The 21,358-nt window shown below is 72.5% G+C and carries 17 protein-coding genes and 1 pseudogene; 4 read left to right on the top strand and 14 right to left on the bottom strand.

Annotated elements, in window-relative coordinates:
* Nucleotides 1-185 precede the first annotated feature (185 nt).
* Nucleotides 186-338, top strand: a complete 153-nt coding sequence (locus tag ACLJWH_RS26705) for a hypothetical protein (protein ID WP_411144296.1) — start codon at nucleotides 186-188, stop codon at nucleotides 336-338.
* Nucleotides 339-345: 7 nt separating this feature from the next.
* Here the strand turns inward: ACLJWH_RS26705 and ACLJWH_RS26700 are convergent, their stop codons facing one another.
* The 5 genes from ACLJWH_RS26700 to ACLJWH_RS26680 form a co-directional block, all read right to left on the bottom strand.
* Nucleotides 346-840 carry a DUF1269 domain-containing protein gene (locus tag ACLJWH_RS26700; RefSeq protein WP_411144295.1) on the bottom strand — a complete coding sequence of 165 codons (495 nt, stop codon included), beginning with the start codon at nucleotides 838-840 and terminating at the stop codon, nucleotides 346-348.
* A 1,035-nt stretch (nucleotides 841-1,875) separates the two neighbouring features.
* Entirely contained in the window at nucleotides 1,876-2,754 is an 879-nt protein-coding gene (locus tag ACLJWH_RS26695; RefSeq protein WP_411144294.1) for a hypothetical protein, read from the bottom strand.
* Between the two features lie 5 nt (nucleotides 2,755-2,759).
* Nucleotides 2,760-3,413: a papain-like cysteine protease family protein gene (locus tag ACLJWH_RS26690; protein WP_411144293.1), complete on the bottom strand. Its 654-nt coding sequence runs from the start codon at nucleotides 3,411-3,413 to the stop codon at nucleotides 2,760-2,762.
* A gap of 286 nt (nucleotides 3,414-3,699) precedes the next feature.
* Nucleotides 3,700-5,865 carry a LuxR C-terminal-related transcriptional regulator gene (locus ACLJWH_RS26685; RefSeq protein WP_411144292.1) on the bottom strand — a complete coding sequence of 722 codons (2,166 nt, stop codon included), beginning with the start codon at nucleotides 5,863-5,865 and terminating at the stop codon, nucleotides 3,700-3,702.
* A gap of 7 nt (nucleotides 5,866-5,872) precedes the next feature.
* Nucleotides 5,873-6,607, bottom strand: a complete 735-nt coding sequence (locus ACLJWH_RS26680; RefSeq protein ID WP_411144291.1) for an ATP-binding protein — start codon at nucleotides 6,605-6,607, stop codon at nucleotides 5,873-5,875.
* 849 nt (nucleotides 6,608-7,456) lie between these two features.
* On the opposite strand from ACLJWH_RS26680, the gene ACLJWH_RS26675 reads away from it, so the two are divergent.
* Nucleotides 7,457-7,672, top strand: a complete 216-nt coding sequence (locus ACLJWH_RS26675; protein ID WP_411144290.1) for a hypothetical protein — start codon at nucleotides 7,457-7,459, stop codon at nucleotides 7,670-7,672.
* 298 nt (nucleotides 7,673-7,970) lie between these two features.
* Here the strand turns inward: ACLJWH_RS26675 and dctA are convergent, their stop codons facing one another.
* The 4 genes and pseudogenes from dctA to ACLJWH_RS26655 all read right to left on the bottom strand — a co-directional run.
* Nucleotides 7,971-9,341 carry a C4-dicarboxylate transporter DctA gene (dctA, locus tag ACLJWH_RS26670; protein WP_411144289.1) on the bottom strand — a complete coding sequence of 457 codons (1,371 nt, stop codon included), beginning with the start codon at nucleotides 9,339-9,341 and terminating at the stop codon, nucleotides 7,971-7,973.
* A gap of 179 nt (nucleotides 9,342-9,520) precedes the next feature.
* Nucleotides 9,521-10,579 (bottom strand): tartrate dehydrogenase, encoded by a 1,059-nt coding sequence (locus ACLJWH_RS26665; protein WP_411144288.1) that lies wholly within the window; start codon nucleotides 10,577-10,579, stop codon nucleotides 9,521-9,523.
* 72 nt (nucleotides 10,580-10,651) lie between these two features.
* Nucleotides 10,652-11,536: a LysR family transcriptional regulator gene (locus tag ACLJWH_RS26660; RefSeq protein WP_411144415.1), complete on the bottom strand. Its 885-nt coding sequence runs from the start codon at nucleotides 11,534-11,536 to the stop codon at nucleotides 10,652-10,654.
* Nucleotides 11,537-11,814: 278 nt separating this feature from the next.
* Nucleotides 11,815-12,294 (bottom strand): annotated as a pseudogene (locus ACLJWH_RS26655) (transposase); the annotation flags it as partial.
* A 173-nt stretch (nucleotides 12,295-12,467) separates the two neighbouring features.
* Between ACLJWH_RS26655 and ACLJWH_RS26650 the strand changes: the two are divergent.
* Nucleotides 12,468-14,282, top strand: coding sequence for an FAD-dependent oxidoreductase (locus ACLJWH_RS26650; RefSeq protein ID WP_411144287.1), 1,815 nt, complete (start codon nucleotides 12,468-12,470; stop codon nucleotides 14,280-14,282).
* Nucleotides 14,283-14,702: 420 nt separating this feature from the next.
* Here ACLJWH_RS26650 and ACLJWH_RS26645 read toward each other — a convergent pair whose 3' ends face one another.
* The 4 genes from ACLJWH_RS26645 to bioB form a co-directional block, all read right to left on the bottom strand.
* Nucleotides 14,703-14,987, bottom strand: a complete 285-nt coding sequence (locus tag ACLJWH_RS26645) for a MarR family transcriptional regulator (RefSeq protein ID WP_411144286.1) — start codon at nucleotides 14,985-14,987, stop codon at nucleotides 14,703-14,705.
* A gap of 284 nt (nucleotides 14,988-15,271) precedes the next feature.
* Nucleotides 15,272-15,973, bottom strand: a complete 702-nt coding sequence (bioD, locus tag ACLJWH_RS26640) for a dethiobiotin synthase (protein WP_411144285.1) — start codon at nucleotides 15,971-15,973, stop codon at nucleotides 15,272-15,274.
* Between the two features lie 156 nt (nucleotides 15,974-16,129).
* A complete protein-coding gene (locus tag ACLJWH_RS26635; protein ID WP_411144284.1) occupies nucleotides 16,130-17,434 on the bottom strand; it encodes an adenosylmethionine--8-amino-7-oxononanoate transaminase in 1,305 nt (434 codons plus the stop codon).
* Nucleotides 17,427-18,569 (bottom strand): biotin synthase BioB, encoded by a 1,143-nt coding sequence (gene bioB / locus ACLJWH_RS26630; protein WP_411144283.1) that lies wholly within the window; start codon nucleotides 18,567-18,569, stop codon nucleotides 17,427-17,429. Before bioB ends, ACLJWH_RS26635 begins: the two co-directional genes overlap by 8 nt.
* A 145-nt stretch (nucleotides 18,570-18,714) precedes the next feature.
* Here bioB and ACLJWH_RS26625 point away from each other — a divergent pair, with 145 nt between their 5' ends.
* Nucleotides 18,715-19,917, top strand: a complete 1,203-nt coding sequence (locus ACLJWH_RS26625; RefSeq protein ID WP_411144414.1) for an 8-amino-7-oxononanoate synthase — start codon at nucleotides 18,715-18,717, stop codon at nucleotides 19,915-19,917.
* Between the two features lie 40 nt (nucleotides 19,918-19,957).
* Here the strand turns inward: ACLJWH_RS26625 and ACLJWH_RS26620 are convergent, their stop codons facing one another.
* On the bottom strand, nucleotides 19,958-21,349 hold the full coding sequence (locus ACLJWH_RS26620; RefSeq protein ID WP_411144282.1) for an NDP-hexose 2,3-dehydratase family protein: 1,392 nt from the start codon (nucleotides 21,347-21,349) through the stop codon (nucleotides 19,958-19,960).
* Nucleotides 21,350-21,358: the final 9 nt, after the last annotated feature.

Below are 21,358 nucleotides of genomic sequence, written 5' to 3'. Positions count from 1 at the left end.
CGGAATCGGGGGTCTCGGGGCCGCCGGGAACGGCGTCGTACGCGGCCTCGGCGGCCTGACGGAGCGATCGTCGCGCCCACCGCTCCGGCGCGGTGGGCGGGCGAACCGGTCCGTGTCCTGGATCTCAACGCCTGAACGTCACACCGCACCGCTGCCCGCCGTGGACGGTCTGAGGGCAGTGGGCAGTGGGCAGTGGGCCGGCGCCGATGACGGCGGCGGCCCGGCCGGCGGTGCGGGACGGCTTCGCCGAGGTCGACGCCCGCTTCGATGCCCTGGCAGCGAAGAGGGACCACAACCAGGCGCAGATCGTCGACCTGGTACCCGCTCAGCAGAGCTGAGCCCGGCCTAATGCCTCTGCGCGATGGCCTCCTCCACTTCCTTGCGGATGTCCCTCGCGGGATAGCGCGTGGCCGTCCCGTAAGGGGCGAGCAGTCCGTCGGCGAGCGATGAATCGTCCTCCACCAGTTCGACCACCAGCACAGTGCTTCCCGGCGGCACCTCCGCCGCCAGGATCTCCAGCGCCGCGTTGGCTGCGGTCGCCTCGCGCGCGTCATGGGCACCGCCGATGAGCCCGCCCGCGCCGAAGCCGATCATGACGCCGAGTGGGCCGCCGAGGATGCCCAGGAGCCCGCCGATCAGGCCGCCGGCGGCGAAGGCGCGGGCGGTGCCGGTGCTGTCGACGGCGTCGGGGAAATCGAGGACGCCGTCGGCGTCACGTGCGATGACCGCTCCCTCACGCAGTTTCACCTCGCCGTCGGCGTGCGCCTGCCGCAGTGAGTCGAGCGCCAGGTGGCCGGTCTGCGGGTCGTCGACGTTCAGGAAGAGGATGCTGTCGTTCATACCTTCCACTGTTGGTGCTCCCGGCCCTCGGCGCACCCCGGCGGGGCCTGTCACGCCGCACTCGCGGCGGCCTGGCTGCGCCTGGTCGCGTGACCGGGCCTCGCGATCACCCGCGACACCGGCGACCGTAAAAGCTTCGCCGGCCGGGTCGCGCCGGGCGGGCGGGCCGCAGGAACCTGGGCCGGATGAGCAGGCTATGGATTGGTCGGGGTCGTGGGAGGCCCACCACGCGCGGAAGTCCTGGTCGCGGACGGACAGTTCTCCGACCAGGGCCTGGAAGCAGGGCTTTGCCGCCCGAAGCCAGGTGGGCGGGCAGCACCCGGCCTCGCGGTCTCGACGCGCAGGACGCGGCCGCACTCGACTGTGGCCAGGAAACGGGCCTGGGTGCCGACGCGCACCTGGAGACCGACTGTCTCGCCGCAGCGCTCCATCAGCTCGCGCGGCAAGGGTGGCGCAGCCGGGCCCCGGGGCTCGGGGTTGCTGCCGGTCGCACCGAGCGGACGTACCATCAGCTCGCTGATCGCCGCCCGCCGTGGGGAGCAGACCGACGCGGCCCTCAGTGATCAGCTCGCTCTGGAGTCCGCCGGGCACCCGGGTGCCCGGCGGGCCCGGCCACGCGGCGGTGCGTTTCAGCAACCCGACGAGCGGCGGCGACGTGATGTCGACGATCCGGGCCGAGTTCCACCGGCCGCGCTCCGGCGCCGCGACGCGGGTGCGGCGCGAGGCCGGTCCGTCGGTGTGCCAGGTCTTCGAGGCAGCGGCACCGTCCGTATCGGTGACCGCACCCGGACGCTGTCGCGCGGCGATGTCTGCGCCGTGCCGTCCTGGGAGCCGCTCGCCGTCGAGGCCGCCGCCGGAGACGGCCCGCTCATGCGGCTTCGCATCCACGGCGGAGGAGGCGCAGTGGCAGGGCGTCGGAAACCCGCTCCTCGTCGCTCCCCGGGCCGCAACCCGCTCCCGGCCCGCCGGCCCGGTGGGGAAGCGGGGCCGGCGGGCCGGGAGCAGGTGCCGGGTGCGGGCGCTTCGCGGATGTCGCTACGCAGGTGTCGCTCCGCGGCGGCGTCGGACGAGGTAGGCGCCGCCGCCGAGGAGCAGGCCGCCGCCCGCCGCCGCGAGGGCCGCGACAGAGGTGCCGGCGGGCGGGCGCTCGGGCGTGGCCGCGGCGGATGCCGTGCGCGGGGAGAAGCCGCCGAGCTTGCCGGAGCGCTGGTACTCGGAGCCGGCCAGCTTGTCCGCGTACCGCGTGTGGACGAGCTTCCGGTACGCCTGTGTGGTCACCCCGTGGGCGCCGACCGACTGCCGGGCACTGTCGTTGAGCGGCAGCACGCGGTCTCCGGAGAGCTTGTACCACGCGGCGATCTGCGGTTCGGTGAAGACTGCGGCGCCCTGGGCCCGGCGCGTGTAGGTCAGCTCGTCGGAGCCCGAAAGGACGTTGGCGACGTCCCACCGGTGTGTGCGGGCGTTGCGTACGGTCCACACCGTCGCGGTCTCGCCCGTCGCCGAGCGAGCCTCGGCGGCCAGGTAGGAGAACCGCGCGACCGGCGCCGATGCACGCTCGCCGCGGACGAAGCCGGGGTCCAGGGAGTAGACGGGCAGGGCGGAGCCGACCAGCTCCGGCGCCTGCGCCGCGGCGTCCTGCCGGGTCACCTTCGAGTCGGCTATGGTGCCGTGCTTCGACGCCTTGTGCTCGTGCAGGTGGACGAAGAAGGCGGCCAGCCTGTCCGTGGTGTCCTGGCTGCCGAGCGTCTGCCTGGCCGCGTCGCGGTCGGCGGTGGTCACCGATCCGGCCAGGAATGTGCTGGAGGCACCGGCGGCGGAGGCCGTGGTGGGGGGCAGCAGCACGAGGGCGCCGAGGCTCGCGGCGAGCGCCGCGCCGCCGAGACGGCGAAGGCGCGAGGGGGAGTTGTCCGTCATCACACTCACTTCTCTCCGTACAGGGACTCGGCCCAGTTGAACTGGTTGTTGCTGACGTACGTGGAGTAGTCCATCTCGCCGTAGCGGGGGTTGGAGGGCCAGGGGTCCGCGTACAGCATCGTGCCGTTGGCGGAGTCGTAGCCGTACAGGACGTTCGCGTGGCCACCGCCTGCGGTCCAGTAGATGCCGACTTCGACGGGGGAGTTGGCGTCGACGGACGAGGCGACCGTCGAGAAGGGGAGGACGCCCGTGACGTTGCCGGGGCTCATGCCGAGCCCTGACCAGGCGCTCTGCACGTCGGTGAGTTCGCCGGGACGGTTGGGACAGGCGGTGTTGCCGTCCTGGCCGTGCGCGAGGTTGCAGAACGTGTTCTGGTCGGTGTTCTGCCCGTAGCCCAGGTGCTGGGCTACCGACAGGCCCGTCGCGACCCAGCACCACTGGTCCTGCACCTGGGTCTGCTCGCTGAAGTCGAGCCGGGAGCCGTAGCCGCCCGCCGGCTCGGCGGGCGCGGGCGCAGCAACGGCGGTGCCCGCCAGCGGCAGGGCCAGGCAGGCGGCGGCAGCGAGCCCGGCGAGTGCCACGGACCGTGGCCGCCGGGGAGGCGGGGGCGGGGACGCCTGCATGGCTCCCGAAGGCGTCCTGCGATTCCGCAGAATCATGGTGTCTCCTTCGCACCCGGCTGATGAGGCCGGGCAATACATGTGGGGGGCGGCCGTCGAGGTCGTATCGAGGGGCCGCACCACACCTCCCGGTGCGGGCGGAACTCGTCGGCCGACTGGACGAACGAGACAACGGTGGAGCCGCCGCGGCACGGCGGAGAACCCCCTCGCCCCCAGAGCAAGGGGTTCTCCGGTACCCCCCTCATACGCCCGGGCACAGCCAAAAGACTTGGTGGCGGCCGGTGTTGGGGGGCGGTGCGACGTGGGCAGACCCGTTCCGCCGCGTTCAGCGTCGAGGGGCGCTCCGCGGTTCGTCGGCGGTGTGCCGGAACAGTCCGACCAGCTCGGCGCGTGAGCGGATGCCGAGCTTGCGGTAGACGCGGGTCAGCGTCGACTCGATGGTCTTCGCCGACAGGAACAGCCGCGCGGCGATCTCGCGGTTGGTGGCGCCGTCGCCGGCCATCCGCGCCACCCGGTCCTCGGCCGGGGTCAGCGACCGCCACGGCACCGCCGGTGTGGCGTCGCCGCCGCCCGCCGCGTCCTCGACGTGCGCGAAACGGTGCATCGCGGCACGGGCCCCGTCGAGCCAGGGGCGGGCCTCGGCCCGTTCGAACACGGCCGCCGCGTCCTGCCAGCACGTCAGCGCCGCCGTGACGTGCCGTCGGCGCCGCTCCACGGCGCCCAGGGCCAGCAGATCGCGGCCGTGCTCCAGCGGCAGCCCCAGGCTCTGGTGCCGCTCGGCCGCCTCCCTCAGGTCCGACACCGCGCCGGCCAGGTCGCCGGAACCGGCGCGCAGCAGCGCCTCGGCCCGCAGCAGCGACATGGCGGCGCCCGTTCTGCCCAGGCGGAGCGTGGTGTCGCGTACCTCGTCGATGACCGCGGCGGCCCGCTCGTGCTCGCCCGCCGCGATGAGCGCTTCGGCGAGGTCGGACGGCCACGGCACCGGGACGGGATCGACGATGCCGCGCCGCCGGGCGATGGCCCGCGCCCGGCTCAGGCAGTCCACGGCCGCCGCGGCGTCGCCCGCCCGCATCCGGACCTGCCCCAACAGGCAGAGGGCGAGCGGCAGGTAGATGAGATCCCGCTCCGCGTCCGCCACCCGGACACTCTCGTGCGCGAGCGCCGCGGCCCGGTTCAGGTCGCCGCCCGCCGCCTCGGCGACGGCCGCCGCATAGCATGCCTGCCCGAGGTGCGCGCCCAGCTCGCGGGCCCGGCACAGTGCCTCGCGCGCGGCGGCCATCGCCCGCCCGCAGCGCCCGGCCCGTACCTCCACATCGATGGCCGCGCACAGCAGGAAGACCGTGTCCTCGGCGTCGTCGGCCGTCTTCGCGCGGTGCAGCAGCCCGTCGAGTTCGTCGCTCGCCTCGGTGAGCCGGTCGGCGAAGAAGTCCAGCCTGGCCTTGATCGCCCGGGGGCCGTTGTGGCAGGTCGGCCCGGTGTCCTGCGGCAGGGCCAGCGCGCGGACCAGCGGTTCGGTGGCGTCGGTGCGGCCCAGCAGGGTGCCGACGAACGCCTGGAGCGCCAGGGCCAGTACCTCGGTCGTACGGTCGCCGCCGCGCCGGGCCTGGGTCGCGGCCCGGTCGGCCTCCGCCCAGGTGACGGCCGTGTCGCCGTCGGCTATGTGGGCCTTGCAGGCACGCAGATAGTGCAGGTGGGCCCGGTCGTGGGGCGCGTCTCCGGCGTGCGCGAAGGCTTCCGCGAAGACCTCGTCCAGGCCGGAGAGCGCCTGGTCGGCAGCGGTGATGACGAGGATGCGGGCGCGTACGTGCCGGCCTGGGGTGTCGGCATCCGCGGCGGCGGCGAGCGCCAGCTCGCGGCAGAGTTCGTGGTCCGCTGCGGCGTACGCGTGTCCGGCGCCGGCCAGCAGGCGTTCGCAGCGGCGGCCGGTGAACCGCGCCGGGGTACGGGCCGCCGCGAGGCGGGCCAGCGCGGCCGCCGCATCGGGCGCGCCCCGCCGGGCGATCTCTTCGGCGGCGGCGGTCACGAACGCGGCCACCCCCTCGTCGGGTTCCGTGCCGGACAGGGCCAGGTGCCGGGCACGTTCGGCACGGTCGGCGGTCACCGCCCCGAGCCGCGCGTGTGCGTCCAGCCGCTCGGCCGCGGTGGCCCCGGCGTACAGGGCGCAGGCGAAGAGCGGGTGGGCGAAACGGAGACGGACGCCGCCCTCGTCCGCGACGAGGACACCGGCCGCGAGGGCGTTCTCGACGGTGCGGGACACCGGGTCGCCGTCGGCGGACAGCCTCGCGAGGCGGGCGCCCGGCGCCGCGCCCGTGCCGTCGGCCGCTCCGCCGCCGAGCAGTTGCCGCACGGTGCCCGCGGTGGCCGCGCAGCGCAGCAGGCCGACGGTGAACCGCCGGGTGCAGGCGGCGGTCAGCAGCACCGAGCGCCCGTCCGGTCCGGTGCCCGACAGCCGCTTGGCGAGCCCGTCGCGTATGCGGGCCGGAACGGGCAACGGTCGGTCACGCGACAGTGGTTCGGCCTGATAGTCCAGTGCGCGGACGATCTCCAGGGCGTCGCCCGGGGTTCCCCGCGCTCGCCTCGTGCACCCGGCGGATCAGCCAGCCCGGCAGCGCCGGGCCCTCCCGGTCGCCGAGCATCTCCCGCAGCTCCGACAGGCCCGCGGGCGGCACCGCCAGCTCCAGCACGGGGCCGGGACAGAAGGCCGCGCCCGCCGGGGCCTCCTGCCCGTGCGCGGAGGTTTCCGCGGTGAGCACGCGCACGCCCGCGGAGCGCAGGCGGCGCGCGGCGTACCGGAGGATCTCGGCGCTCGGCCGGTCCACCCAGTGTGCCCCGTCGATGGCCACGAGCACCGGACCGCCGAGGGCCAGGCCGCTCAGCAGCGCGAGCGTGCCGAGGCGCAGGGCGAGCGGATCCGGCGCGCCCGCCGCAGGGGGCTCACGGCGCAGGACGACGCGCAGCGCGGACCGCTGCGGCGCGGACAGCCGCGCCAGTTCCTCGCCGGGCAGCGAGTCGAGCAGGTCGGCGAGCGTGGCGAACGGCAACTCGCCCTCGGAGGCGGTGGGTTCGGCGCACAGTACGGTCTCGGCGCGGGCGCGCGCGGCGTCGACGAGGCCGCCGAGGAGGTGTGAGGTGCCGATGCCGGCCGGGCCGTGCAGGACGACGCTGCCGCCGTCGGCGAGGTGCAGACGGGCCGCGCGTGCCACGTCGTGCCGCGCCGCGGGATCGTTAAGCACCACAGGCGGTCCTCACAGCGTTCCGGGAGCGCGCGAGGGAGGGGCAACCCCTGTGCGTCATTCTTCGACGCCGGCTCACCACCCAACATGCTCATGCCATGCCTGTCGCGAAGTCAACGCTCGCGGAGGGCCCTGATGCGCTGCCCCCACACGCTGGGGCGAGCGCGGTCACAGGGCGGGGAGCGTCCCGCACGCCCTGCCCGGAGGGCACCCACCGCCTGGCTCCGGAAGGCCCCGGCACCCGCGGCGCGCCGTGGACCACGGAGACGACCGGCGCGCACCGCAGGCGTCACGCGCCGCCGTACATCGGTGCAGGTGCCGGGATCTGGTGCCCCTTGCTTCTCCACTGCGCCCGGGAAGGCCCCGCCCGGCCGATGCGAGTCCGGGAACTCCCCGGGGATCCGGTCGGCGAAGGGCCGCGCGGGTTGTTCCCGTCGCGATTTGCACTCTGACGCCGCGTCAGCCCGCCTCCCGCTGCTAGCCGGCACTCCACGGCGACTCGCCGTCGGCGGACGCGACCGGCAGCACTGGGCCCATCCCGGGTTCTTTGACGACGCGTCCATGCGAACACCGCCTTCGAGAACTCGGACCACCTCACCCGAACGCTCCGCCGAGGCTCGGACACATCCAACTCCACCACCACCTCGTCGACGGATGCCTGGCCGGGACCGGACTGACACTCGCCACACCGACCCACCCTGAAAACCTCAGTAATTGCCTGCGGATGACTCCTCGCCGGCGGCGTGATCGCTTCTGCGGCCGGGAACATGCCGTGTTGTGTCCGTGGGAGTGACGCCATGTCGGTGCGGTCCAAGGGCCTGCCGCCGGTTCCGGGGGCGGACCGCGGTTGTGGCCCGTGCCGCATTCCCCGACGGCAGTCTGCCGATCAGGGTCCGTGACCGGCTGGCGGAGGTGTTCGCCGGCGAGCTGTTCGTCGGCTCCTTCGGCGCGCGCGGCGCCCCGGGGATGCCTCCAGACGTGCTGTCGCTGGTCACTGTCTCGCAGTTCACCGAGAACCTGACTGATCGGCAGGCTGCCGCGATGGCCATGCGCGCCATCGACTGAAAATGTGCCCTCGGCATGGAGCTGGCACCGGTTTCGGCTTCACCGTGCTGAGCAAGTTCCGTGCCCGTACCGGCGGGCACGGCCTGGAGCGGATGGTCTTCGACCGGCTGGTGGAGCATTGCCGGGCTGCCGGGCTGATCGGCGCAGCTGCTCGCTGACCCGGCACGTGGAGGCCCGGCCGGACATCCGGCCGGGCCTCGGTGCGCGTACGCATCGGGCGTACGCCGTCCGGGCTCTGGGCGCGACAGAAGCGAACCCGGGACGTCAGGGGTGCGGAGGCGTCAAGCACGGCCAGGGATTACGCCTTGGTGAGGGTGGCCGGAGGGGCAGGTGCGGGCTCCGTCGCTTCCGGCGTGCCCAAGGCGACTGGCGTCTTGCTCCGCAGCATCTCGTTGACGCGAGTGACGTCCAGGACGCGTTCCCAGCGGGCGACGACGAGGGTGGCGACGCTGTTGCCGGCGAGGTTGGTCAGTGCGCGGCATTCGGACATGAACTTGTCGATGCCGAAGATCAGCATGATGCCGGCGGCGGGGACGGTGCCGACGGTGGAAAGGGTGGCGGCGAGGGCGATGAAACCGGCGCCGGTGATGCCGCCGGAGCCCTTCGAGGTGAGGATCATGACGGCGAGCAGGCCGAGTTGCCGGCCGATGCTGAGCGGGGTGTCGGTGGCCTGAGCGATGTAGACGGCGGCCAGGGACAGGTAGATGGAGCTGCCGTCGAGGTTGAAGGAGTAACCGGTGGGCACGGTGAGGCCGACGATGTCGCGGCGGATGCCGAGTCCTTCGAGTTTGGTCATGAGCCGGGGCAGGGCGCTCTCCGAGGAGGAGGTGCCCAGTACGAGCAGTAGTTCCTCCCGGAGATAGCGCAACAGCCGGAAGATGTTGACCTTGAGGAAGGCGGTCACGCTGCCCAGGATGACGATGACGAAGAACGCCGACGTGCCGTAGGAGAGCGCGATCAGTTGGCCGAGGCTGGTGAGGGTGGAGACACCGTACTTGCCGATGGTGAAGGCCATCGCGCCGAACGCACCGACCGGAGCCGCCAGCATGATGTAGTGCAGGATCTTGAAGACCACGGCGCTGAGCCGGGTCACCCCGTCCACGATCGGTTCACCGATCGGTCCCACTGCCTTGAGGGCGATGCCGAACAGCACCGCGAAGAAGATGACCTGGAGGATGTTGCCCTCGGCGAAGGCGCCGACAGCGCTGGTGGGCACCAGGTCGGTGAGAAAGTGCCACCAGCTCTGGCCTTTCCCGTCCTTGACGTACCGGGCGGCGTCGCCGGTGAGGTGGAGGTCGCCGGGGTGGGCGTGGACCCCGGCGCCGGGCTGGAAGAGGTTGACGGCGATGAGGCCGACCAGGAGGGCGACGAGGGTGCCCGCCTGGAAGTAGGCGAGGGACTTCAGCCCCACGCGGCCGACCCTGCCGAGGCTGTCGACGCCGCCGATGCCCGCGACGATGGTCAGGAAGACGATCGGCGTGATGAGCATCTTGATGGCGGCCACGAAGGTGGTGCCGACCGGTTCCAGGGCGACTCCCACCGACGGCCACAACCAGCCGGTCATGATGCCGGTGGCGATCGCGGTCAGGACCCAGAAGTACAGCTGCCGGTACCAGGGCCTGGCAGCGGGTTCAGTCTGCGGTGGGAGGGAGGACGCGGGTGCTGCCATGGCGTTACTCCTCTTTGAGAAATGGGCGCAGCCGAAGCGCAGGGCGGTCCCGCGGGCGGGGCCGGTGGGAGGGCGCGGCTCGGGAGCGGACGGAAAGGGCCGTCCAGCGAGAAGGTGAAAAGGGGAGCGGGCCGGGGCGGCGTCGTCCACGCCGCCCCGGCCAGGGGAAGGCGATCAGCTCAGAGGAGTTCGAGGAGCTTGTCGGTGAACTCCGCCGTGGTGGCGGTGCCACCCAGGTCGGGCGTGCGGACGTCCGTCTTGGCCAGGACCGCCGCGATGGCGTCGGTGACCTCCTTGCCGGCCTCGGGGTGGCCGAGGTGGTCGAGCATCATGGCTGCCGACCAGATCGCACCCAGCGGGTTGGCGATGCCCTGGCCGGCGATGTCGGGCGCGGAGCCGTGTACCGGCTCGAACATCGAAGGGAACTCGCGCTCCGGGTTGAGGTTGGCGGCCGGTGCGATGCCGATCGATCCGGCCACCGCGGCAGCCAGATCGCTGAGAATGTCGCCGAAGAGGTTGGACGCGACGACCACGTCGAAGCGGGCCGGGTCGAGGACGAACTTGGCCGCCAGCGCGTCGATGTGCTCCTGGTCCCAGCCCACCTGCGGGTGAGCGGCGGCGCGCTCGGCGACCAGCTCGTCCCAGAACGGCATGGTGTGCACGATGCCGTTCGACTTGGTGGCCGAGGTGACCTTCCCGCCGCGCTGTGCGGCCAGGTCGAAGGCGTAGTCCAGGACGCGGGTCACTCCGGCACGGGTGAACACGGCCTCCTGTACGGCCATCTCCTCCGGGAAGCCCCGGTTGAGGCGTCCGCCGATCTCGCTGTACTCGCCCTCGACGTTCTCACGGACCACGACGAAGTCGACCTCTCCCGCCACCGCGTCGCGCACCGGGCTGTCGATGCCCTCGAAGACACGGATCGGCCGCAGGTTGACGTACTGGCGGAAGCCGCGGCGGATCGGGATCAGCAGCCCCCACAGTGAGACGTGGTCGGGCACGCCCGGGTAGCCGACCGCGCCGAGCAGGATGGCGTCCTTGTCACGCAGCTGGTCGAGGCCGTCTTCGGGCATCATCGTGCCCTCGCGCAGGTACCGCTCGCAGGACCAGTCGTCGTAGGCGATGTAGTGGAAGCCGAAGCCGTGGCGGCTGCCGACGGCGTCGAGGGCCTGCTGAGCGGGGGGCAGTACCTCGGCGCCGATGCCGTCACCGGGTATCAGGGCAATGCGGTGGTTCGTCATGCATCGATTCCAGCAACGGGCCCGCCACGGCGTCCAAGACGCAGTCCTGATCTGCCTTATAAGCAGTACTTATCAGCTGTCGTGAACGGGCAGGGCGGTCTTCAGGAACGCCTCAGCGGCCGGGGACAGTCCGGTACGGCGGCTGATCAGCCCGACGGCGAGCGTGCGCGTCGGCTCGATGTCCAGCACTCGCGCGCCGGCGCGCTCGGCCATGACCCGCCAGGACTCTGTCACGACGGCCACGCCCACCCCCGCCAGAACCAGCGGCAGGATGGCCACGCGGTGCTCGGTCTCGGCGGCGATGGTGAAGGTGATCTCGCGTTCCAGCAGTCCGTCGACGTACGCCCGCATTCCTGTCCCTCGTTGCCCGACGATGAGCCGGTGCCCTGCCAGCTCCCGGCAGTCCACCGACTCCCGGCCGGCGAACGGTCCGTCAGGTGGCGCCACCAGTACGAAACGCTGTGCGCCGACGAGGTGGGCCGACACGTCCTTGTCCGGCGGCCGCCCCGAGGCGGCCAGCAGCCCCAGCTCGACCGCACCGGTGCGCACCATGTCGACGACGTCCTGGGGGGTGAAGGCGGCCTTGATGACCACCGCCACCCCCGGCCAGCGGCCGCTGAAGGCGCGGATCATCGACGTCAGAGGCTCCACTGCCTGCGACGGCATCGCCGCCATATCGAGTCGGCCCTCGCGCAGTTCGTGGACGGCGGCGACGCTGGACCGGGCCGTCTCAAGGCTGCGTACGGCTGCGCGCGCAGGCTCGATGAGAGCCTCGCCCGCCTCGGTGAGGACCGCCCGGCGGCCGATCCGGTGGAAGAGGGCGCTGCCCAGATCACGTTCCAGTGCCTGAACCGTCTGCGACAGCGCGGGCTGCGACAGATACAGCGCAGCTGCCGCGCGGTGGAAGCCGCCCTGGTCGACGATGGCGAGGAAGTACTCAAGCTGCCGGATGTCCATCTCCGCCATCCTCCCTGTTGTGAGCGTCGGAGGGTCCGGGCCCGGCCAGGTGGTTCGTATCCTTCGGCGTGCATCGTCTGATGCACCAGCCGCTGACGCGGCCCCGTACAGCGTGGATCACGGACGCATCGTGCGTCGGCCGGGCGCTGTCCACGACGTGGTGGCCGCAGTGCTGAGATCACCCTCGCGGACGGCACGACGCGGCACGAGCCGGGGCGGCTGATCACCAGCCCGCTCGATGTGGAGGGGTACCCCGCCCGCGAGCTGGTGGGGCTGTATCACCGCAGGTGGCAGGCGAAAACCACGTATTTCTCGATCAAGGCGACGATGCTCGACGGCCGCGTCCCGCACCAGAACCGGACGGGCTCCGGCTCGGTGGCGGGCCACTCGGCCAGCAGCCGGCACGCGGGCAGTTCCGGGCCGGCAACGGTTTTGCGGATCTCGCGTCCGGCGGGGCGGACCCGCAGAGCGACGAGCTGCCCGTACATGCGCTTGAGGTCACTGCGGCCGGAGCCGGGCCGGGAGCCCTCGCGCCACTGCGCGAGTCTGGCCGGAGAACGTCGGGCACCGACGGACGGCTGCTTCACGCGCCTGGCAGCATCGGGGTACTTCGCCACCGGCGGGCGGCCGGTCCCGTTGTAGGGCGGGGTGTGCGGCACGGCGTCGCCGGGGTGGGCGGTCACCGTGCTGGAGATGCCCACCGCGTAGTGCAGCTCGCGTTCCTGGAGGCCGGGCCGGAAGGCGGCGGTGTCCCCGTATCCGCCGTCGGCCCTACAGACCTAAGACCACCTCTGCTGGCGCATCACACCAGCCTGTCGCGCACCGGAGGCTGCTTTCACGCCAATGTACGCAGGGTGAGGCAGTGACCTTCCGTGCTGCATGTGGCTCTCCTAGGCTCCTGCGCGAGGTATTACCGAGGGTAGGGGCCGAAATGGACCGTAGCGGTAGCGGATCAAGCACGCGGCGGGGCTTCCTCAGCGGGGCCGTGGGCGGTGCGCTGGCCCTCACCACCAACGCCCTCTCCTCCGCGAGCGAGGCCACCGCGGCCCCGCGCGGTACCGCCGGAAGGGCGGCGCGGGCGGCCCGCCGGGTAGCCGTCCTCGGTGGCGGGGTGGCCGGTCTGACCGCCGCGCACGAGCTGGCCGAACGCGGCTTCCACGTCACCGTCTACGAGCGCAAACCGCACGGGCTCGGCGGCAAGGCCCGCAGTATGGACGTCCCGGAAAGCGCCCGCGGCGGCCGCAAGCCGCTGCCCGGCGAACACGGCTTCCGCTTCATCCCGGGGATCTACCACAACCTTCCCGACACGCTGCGCCGTATCCCCTTCCCCGGCAACGCCAACGGCTGCCACGACAACCTGGTGGCCTCCACCGAGGTGATGCTGGCCCGCACCGGCGGCCGCGAGGATCTCCGCTTTCCCTTCGAAACCATCGGCACTGCCCCGCCGGTTCTGACCCCCGACTCGTTCACGCGGATGCTCATCGGCCTGCTGGACACCGCCGTGCACATCCCGCCGCACGAGGCCGCCTACTTCGTCAACCGGCTGCTGGTCTACCTCACCAGCTGCGACGCCCGCCGCCGGGAGACCTGGGAGCGGGTTCCGTGGTGGACGTATCTGAACGCCGCGCGGATGTCGTACGACTACCAGCGGCTGCTGGCCATCGGCATCACCCGCAACATCGTGGCGACCAAGGCGGAGATAGCCAGCACCCGGACGGTGGCGTCTGTCGTCGAGGCGTTCATCTTCAACCTGCTGGGGCGGGGTGCGGACGGCCAGCCGGACCGGGTCCTGAACCTGCCCACCAACGAGGCGTGGATCGACCCGTGGGTGACCTATCTGCGCTCTCTGGGCGTGGAGTTCAGAGTCGGCTGGTCGGTGAACGAGCTGAAGCTGGCAGGGGGCCGGATCACCGAGACAGTGGTGACGGACCCTCGGGGCGTACGGCAGCTGATCGCCGCGGACTACTTCGTCCAGGCGATGCCGGTCGAGCACGCCCGCAAGACCTGGGACGCCACCCTACGGGCCGCCGATCCCCAACTGGCGCGCTGCGACAAACTACAGACGGACTGGATGACCGGCATCCAGTTCTATCTCACCGAGCCGACACCGGTCATCCACGGCCATGTCGACCACATCGACTCACCCTGGGCGCTGACCTCCGTCGGCCAGGCCCAATACTGGAAAGCGCGGAATTTCCCGGCCGACTACGGGGACGGGACGGTCGCCGACTGCCTGTCCGTCGACATCTCCGAGTGGGACAAGCCGGGAATCCTCTACGGCAAGACGGCCAAGGAGTGCACTCGCGACGAGGTCGCCCGCGAGGTGTGGGCACAGATGAAGGCAGGGCTCAACGACACCGGCGCCGCGGTGCTGCGGGACAACACACTGCACTCGTGGTTCCTGGACCCGGCCGTGGACGGCCTGGGCACCTCCAACCCCACCAACGACGAGCAGCTGCTGATCCACCCCACCGGCACCTGGTTCAACCGGCCCACCGCCCGCACTGCGATCCCCAACCTCTTCCTCGCCGGGGACTACGTGGCCGTCGATATCGACCTGGCGACGATGGAGGGCGCCAATGAGGCGGCAAGGCGGGCCGTGAACGCGCTGCTGGACGAGACCGGGTCCCGCGCCGAGCGCTGCGCGCTCCTGCGCCCCTATCAGGCCCCGGAATTCGAACCCTTCAAGGCCGACGATGCCATTCGCCATCGCCTGGGCCTACGCAACGCGTTCGACCTGGGATAACACCGAACGAGAGTAATTCCGCCCTGCCTATCGAGACCGATCCGCATCCTGGTCCCGATCGCGAGGCCGGCGAGGGTATTCGGGCACCGGCACCACAGGCACGGCGGAACGGATCCGGGCGGTGGACGGAACGTTCACGGCGGGTCCTCGTACAGACACATACGAGGTGAAGGCACACCTCCCCGCAGGCGAACTGACCTGAGCACCCCGGCCGACGACGGCCCACAGCCAGGCGCGCGGAAGCCCGCGCGTGCGAGACGGGAGGGCCGGGCGAGTCGGGCAGCGCATCGCAGGGGCGACAGCGGACGGCCATGGAGGAGCGACGTGGTGCGAAGGATGCGCGCCGGGCAGGCGGACATCGCACCCGCGCCAGGGTGTCCGGCAGGCGCTCCCGGGCCGCCGGATCAGCTGTCGGCAGGGTCAGCTGTCGGCAGGGTCATGCAAGTGTTCGGCCAGTGTGAACAGAGCGGGCAACGCTGCCCGCACCGCTTCACGATCCTGCGGCCCCAGGGCGCCCGGAGCCGACGTGAAACGCCGCTCCTGAGCCCGCGCCCAGGCGTCCAGCTGTGCCACTCCGGCCGTGGACATGTGAATCACCGAAGCCCGGCCGTCCTCGGGATCGGGCTCGCGGACCACCACTCCAGGAGCCGGACGGCGGCCTGCGCGCCCTGCCCCGATACGGAAGACCGGCAGCACCAGCCGCATCAGAACATCCCAGTGCCCCGTTGACGTGTATCCGGGTCACGCCCCCACGGGAGCGTCGCCGAGAGGGAAACCGCGCGCATGGCCGGGTGTCAGCCGGGACAGGGGAGTCAACGGCGGACGTCGCGCAGATGAGTCGCGATGTCCACCGGACATGACGACGGCCGGCCGGACAGGAGGCTCGCCGGGGCGAGTCCGGACGGTCGGGCCCGGTGGCCGTGTTCCCGGGCGCGGTGCGGCGGTGTGCCCGGTCCGCCAGGTAAGCGCCCTCCCGCCGTCCGGCACCGTCAGGCCGGGATCCGGAAGGTGTCCGAGCCGCCCAGTTCGGGGGCCAGCCAGCCGGGCGCCGCGGTGCGGAAGGCGGCCGGCGGCAGTGCGCCGGAGCCCTCCGGTACGAGGCCCAGGAGCGGGGCGCCCGCGGCGTCGGGCAGTTCGGCGAGATTGCAGCGGGCGGCGAGACCGGGTGCGGCGGGCCAGCTGCCGATGACGATGCCGGGGCAGTCGAGTCCGTACGAGCGCAGGGCCAGGGCGGTCAGCGTCGTCGCGTTGAGGGTGCCGAGGCCGGGCTCGACGACCACCAGGACCGGGGCGCCGGCCAGCCGGGCGGCGTCGGCGAGGGTGTTGCCGTGCGCGTCGAAGCGTACGAGGAGCCCGCCCGCGCCCTCGACCAGCACCAGGTCGTGCGCGGCGGCCAGCTTGGCCGCGGTCTCGGCGATCTCCACGGGGCCGACCGGCGGCAGCCCGGCCCGCCGCGCCGCCGTCGCGGGTGCCAACGGCTCGGGATAGCGGGCCAGTTCCACCGTGGTGACCGGGCCGGCCAGCCGCTCGACCTCCGCCGTGTCGCCCGTCTCGTGGGCGGTGACGCCGGTCTGCGCCGGTTTGAGTACGGCGACCGAGCGGCCCCGGACCAGCGTCGCCGCGGCGATCGCGGCCGTGGTGACGGTCTTGCCGATCTCCGTGCCCGTGCCCGTCACGAACAGCACCGACATGGCGTTCCTCCGACTGTGGGTTGGATGACTTGCGGGTTGGATGGCTTGGGGGATGAGTGGCCAGGGGTGGGCGGCCATGGGGAGCGGGGGTGCGGCGGCGCCCCGGCCGGGGCTGTGCGGCGGAGGCGGGTCAAGTCGCCTCCACCGCACGGGAGTTCAGCCCGCACGGGCGGCGGCGCACACCGCGGCGCAGATGCGCGCCACGTCCTCGTCGCCGGTGATGTACGGCGGCATCGTATAGAGGAGATCCCGGAACGGGCGCAGCCATACGCCCTCCCGGACCGCCGCCCGGGTCGCGGCCGCCAGGTCCACCTCGTGGTCGAGCTGGACGACGCCGATCGCACCGAGGACGCGTACCTCGCGCACCCCGGGAAGGCGCTCCGCCGCCGCGAGGCCGTCGCGCAGCCCGGTCTCGATCCGCGCGACCTCGCGGGCCCAGTCCTGGGACAGCAGCAGGTCGAGGGCGGCGCCGGCGACGGCGGTGGCGAGCGGATTGCCCATGAAGGTGGGGCCGTGCGCCAGCACCGGCAGCGCGCCGCGCGAGATGCCGTCCGCGACGGCCGTCGTGCACAGCGTCGCCGCCAGCGTCAGGTACCCGCCGGTCAGCGCCTTGCCCACGCACATCACATCCGGTGCGACACCGGCGTGTTCGGCCGCGAAGAGGGTGCCCGTACGGCCGAAGCCGGTCGCGATCTCGTCGAAGACGAGCAGCACACCGTGCGCGTCGCACGCCTCCCGCAGCACCCGCAGATACGCGGGGGAGTGGAAGCGCATACCGCCCGCGCCCTGCACCACGGGCTCCACGATCACCGCCGCCAGCTCCTCGGCGTGGCGGGCGATCAGCTCGCGCAGCTGCGCCGCGTACGCCGCGTCGGGTGCGGCGTCGAAGCCGGGCGGCGGCGCGTCCGCGAAGATCTGCCGGGGCAGCACGCCCTGCCACAGCTCGTGCATCCCGCCGTCCGGATCGCAGACGGACATCGGCTGCCAGGTGTCGCCGTGATAGCCGCCGCGCCACGTCAGCAGCCGTTGTTTGCGGGGCTTTCCGGCCGAGCGCCAGTACTGGAGGCACATCTTGACGGCGACCTCGACGGAGACCGAACCGGAGTCGGCGAGGAAGACGTGCCGCAGCGGCTGCGGGGTGATGTCGACCAGCCGTTTCGCGAGCCGTACGGCGGGCTCGTGGGTGAGCCCGCCGAACATCACATGGCTCATCCGGTCCAGCTGCCCGCGCACGGCGTCGTCGAGCACCGGGTGGCGGTAGCCGTGCACCGCCGACCACCACGACGACATCCCGTCCACCAGCTCGGTCCGGCCCTCGACCGGTTCGGCCAGCCGCAGCCGGACGCCGGACGCCGACTCGACCAGCAGCGGCTCGGTGCGGCCGGGCATCGGTCCGTACGGATGCCAGACGTGCTCCCGGTCGAGGGTGAGCAGTTCCCCGGGGGTGAGCGGCTCAGGCATTGGGCGGAAGGTCGGTGCCGGCGCCGCGACGGCGGACCGCGACCAGACCCTGCCGGGTCGCCTCGTCCGGGGCGGGGGCGGGTGCGGGGGGTGTGCCGGTGGCCTCGGTGGCCGGGGCCGCAGCGGCACCCGTGCGGTGCGGGGGGAGTGTGGTGGTGTCCGTGCCCTCGACCTCGAAACCGGCGTCCGCGATCATCGCCAGGTCGTCCTTGCCGGCCTGGCCCTCGCTGGTCAGATAGTCGCCGAGGAAAAGGGAGTTGACCAGGTGCAGAGCGAGCGGCTGCATGCTGCGCAGATGGACCTCGCGGCCGCCGGCCAGCCGGACCTCGACGTCCGGGCAGACGAACCGGACCATCGCCAGGATGCGCAGCGCGCGCTGCGGGGTGAGGTTCCACTCCTCCGCGAGCGGAGTGCCCTCGAACGGGATGAGGAAGTTGACCGGGACGGAATCGGGGTCCAGCTCGCGCAGCGCGTAGACGACATCGACCAGATCCGCGTCGCTCTCGCCCATCCCGGCGATCAGCCCGGAGCAGGCCGACAGGCCGGCGGCCTGGGCCTGCTGGACGGTGGCGACCCGGTCGGCGAAGTCATGGGTGGTGCAGATGTCGCCGTACGTGGCTTCCGAGGTGTTGAGGTTGTGGTTGTAGGCATCGGCGCCCGCCGCGTGCAGCCGGCCGGCCTGGCCGTCGGTGAGCAGTCCGAGGCAGGCGCACACCTCGACGCCCTCGTTCTGCTCCTTGATGGCGGAAATGGTCTCCGAGACGCGCTCCACGTCCCTGTCGGTGGGACCGCGGCCACTGGCGACCAGGCAGACGCGCTTGGCGCCGCCGGCCACCCCGGCGGCGGCCGCCTTGGCGGCGTCATCGGGCTTGAGCCAGGTGTACTTGAGGATCTCCGCCTTCGAGCCCAGCCGCTGGGAGCAGTACGAGCAGTCCTCGGGGCACAGGCCCGACTTGAGGTTGACGAGGTAGTTGAGCTTGACCCGCCGCCCGAACCACCGGCGGCGTACCTTTCCGGCCGCGGCCACGACATCGAGCAGTTCGTCATCGGACGTCGCCAGCACGGCGAGCGCCTCGTCACGGGACGGCACCTCGCGCCGTAGTCCCTTGTCCACCAGTGTGTTCAGCAGGTCCATGGTGCTGATCCTGACGTACGCCACCGTCATCGGCCAAGGAGGATTCCTACAACGAGGTGCACGAGGGGTGTGGGTATCGCCACAGTGTGGGCGGGCTGAACGACCGCTAACGTCTATCGACAGCCCACAATCGAGAAGGATGCCGATGCCGCAGGACCACGCCTCGTCGCCGCCCCGCGGCGCCTCGCCCGCGACGCTCGCCGGCCCGCCCGCCGCGGCCTTCGACTGGATCGACGAGGCGTGTGCCGAGCGGCACCGCGCCGGGCTGGTCCGCACCCTGCGGCCGCGGCCGGCCGACTCCCCGCTGCTCGATCTGGCGAGCAACGACTACCTGGGGCTCGCCCGGCACCCCGAGGTGACACGCGGCGCCGCACGGGCCGCCCACCGCTGGGGCGCGGGCGCGACGGGATCCCGGCTGGTCACCGGCAGCACCGAACTGCACGCCCGGCTGGAGAGCGAACTCGCCGCCTTCTGCGGCTTCGAGGCGGCCCTGGTGCTCTCCTCCGGCTACGCCGCCAACCTCGCCGCCGTCACCGCGCTCACCGCCCACGGCACCCTGGTCGTCTCGGACGCGGGCAACCACGCCTCCCTCATCGACGGCTGCCGGCTCTCCCGCGCCCGTACCGCAGTCGTCCCGCACGCCGCTCCGACGGCCGTCCGCACCGCGCTGACCGGCCAGGACGGCCGGGCGCTGATGGTCACCGACGCGGTGTTCTCGGTCGACGGCGACGCCGCGCCGCTGCCTGCCCTCGCGGAGGTCTGCCGGGCCCACGGCGCCGGCCTCCTGGTCGACGACGCACACGGCCTGGGAGTCCTGGGGGACGGCGGACGCGGCGCGCTCGCCGCCGCCGGGCTGGCCGGCCGCGACGATGTGGTGGCCACGGTGACGCTCTCCAAGTCGCTCGGCAGCCAGGGCGGGGCGGTGCTGGGCCCGGCCCGGGTCATCGAGCATCTGGTCAACACGGCCCGGACGTTCATCTTCGACACCGGGCTCGCACCGGCCGCGGCCGGCGGCGCCCTCGCGGCGCTGCGGCTGCTGGGCCGCGAACCGCGGCGCGCCGCACGGGCGCGGGAGGTCGGCGCGGAACTGCACCGCAGGCTCGCGGCGGCGGGCCTCGCGGCGGTCCGGCCGGACGCCGCGGTGGTCTCCGTACGGGCCCCGTCGCCCGGACAGGCGCTCCGCTGGGCGGCGGACTGCCGGCGGGCCGGGCTCGCGGTCGGCTGCTTCCGCCCGCCGTCGGTGCCCGACGGGATCTCCCGGCTGCGGCTCACCGCCCGCGCGGATCTGACGCCGGCCCAGCTCGACACCGCGGTCGACGTGATCGTGGCGACCGCGCCGACGCCCTGAGCGAGATCCGTACGAGCCGCGGGGCGCCGGCGCCGGGGCGTCAGCCGGCGGCCGGGCCCGGGGCACCGGCCGCCATCGCGTGGTAACAGGCGATCAGCGTGCGCGCCTGGACGTTGATGTAGTGCTCGTGCCGTACCAGCGCGCTCAGCTGACCCGGGGTGACCCAGACATAGCCGGGCGGCGGATCCAGCGGTGCCTCCTCCTCGGTCGCCTCGACGATCAGATAGCGGCTCTCCGCGTTGATGAAACGGCCGCCCTCCTCGGAGTGCAGGGCCTCGTAGCGGATCCGGGAGCGGTCGGCGCGCAGCACCAGGTCCAGGAACGGCGGGCGCTGCCCGGCCGGCAGATGGGCGTAGTTGCCGGGCGTGTACTGCACGGTGGGCCCGAGCTCGACGGGCTTGACGAAACCGGCCTCCACCCGGGCGTGCATCAGGAGGTGCGCGACCCCGCCGATGGTCCGGGTCAAGAACGCGGTGACTCCGGTGCCGACCGGTTCGAAGAGCGGCTGCGTCCAGCTGGTCACCTCGCGGTTCCCGGCCTGCACCGACACCGCCACGACCCGGAAGTAGCGGCCCTCGTCGTGATCGATGGACATCCGGCCACGGGTCCAGCCCGGTACCCGGGCGAGCGGGACGCACTCGGCCCGCACCCGCTGCCGGGCCCGCTCACCGGTGAACCACGACAGCAGCCGCGTATCGGAGTGCAGCGCCCCCGCCTCGTCGTGGTCGAGGGGCGCGCAGGCCAGGACCGTGCGGGAGTCCATGTTGACGACGTTGTCCCGCAGCAGCAGCTCGCCGATCTGGCCGAGCGTCAGCCAGCAGAAGTCGTCGTCCAGCGGAACGTCCTCCCGGGTTTCGACGATCATGTTGCGGTTGCTCTTGCGGAAGAACCACGAACCGTGTTCCGACTGGAGCGCATCGGCCAGCACCCGCTCCGGGTCCGGCCGGACGAAATGGTCCAGGTACTTCACATCCGCGCCCTGGTGGGCCTTGGTGTAATTGCTGCGCGTCGCCTGGACGGTGGGGGACAGCTGCAACAGATTCCGGTTGCCCGGCTCCATCTTGGCCTGCATCAGGAAATGCAGCACCCCGTCGAACTCCTTGGCGAGGATGCCGAGGATGCCCACCTCGGGCTGTCTGATGACGGGCTGCTGCCACGCGGTGACCGGGCCGTCCGCCGCCGTCTCGACGCGGAGCCCCTCGACCGTGAAGAAGCGCCCGCTGTGGTGCCCCAGATTCCCCGTCTCCCGCTCGAACGACCAGCCCCGCAGCTCGGCGAACGGGATGCGGTCCACCCGGAAGGCATGCGCCGCGCCCCGCGCCGCGAGCCAGGCGGCGAAGTCCTCGGTGCGCAGCATCGCCCCCTGCCGGGCCCTGGCCGACCGGGACATCCGTACGGGAGTCGCGGTGTCCGCGCGCTCCGACAGCTTCATATCGACCCC

It is taken from the genome of Streptomyces sp. x-80, assembly GCF_046549095.1.
Lineage (GTDB): Bacteria > Actinomycetota > Actinomycetes > Streptomycetales > Streptomycetaceae > Streptomyces > Streptomyces celluloflavus.
This window is presented reverse-complemented; position numbering and strand designations above follow the sequence as displayed.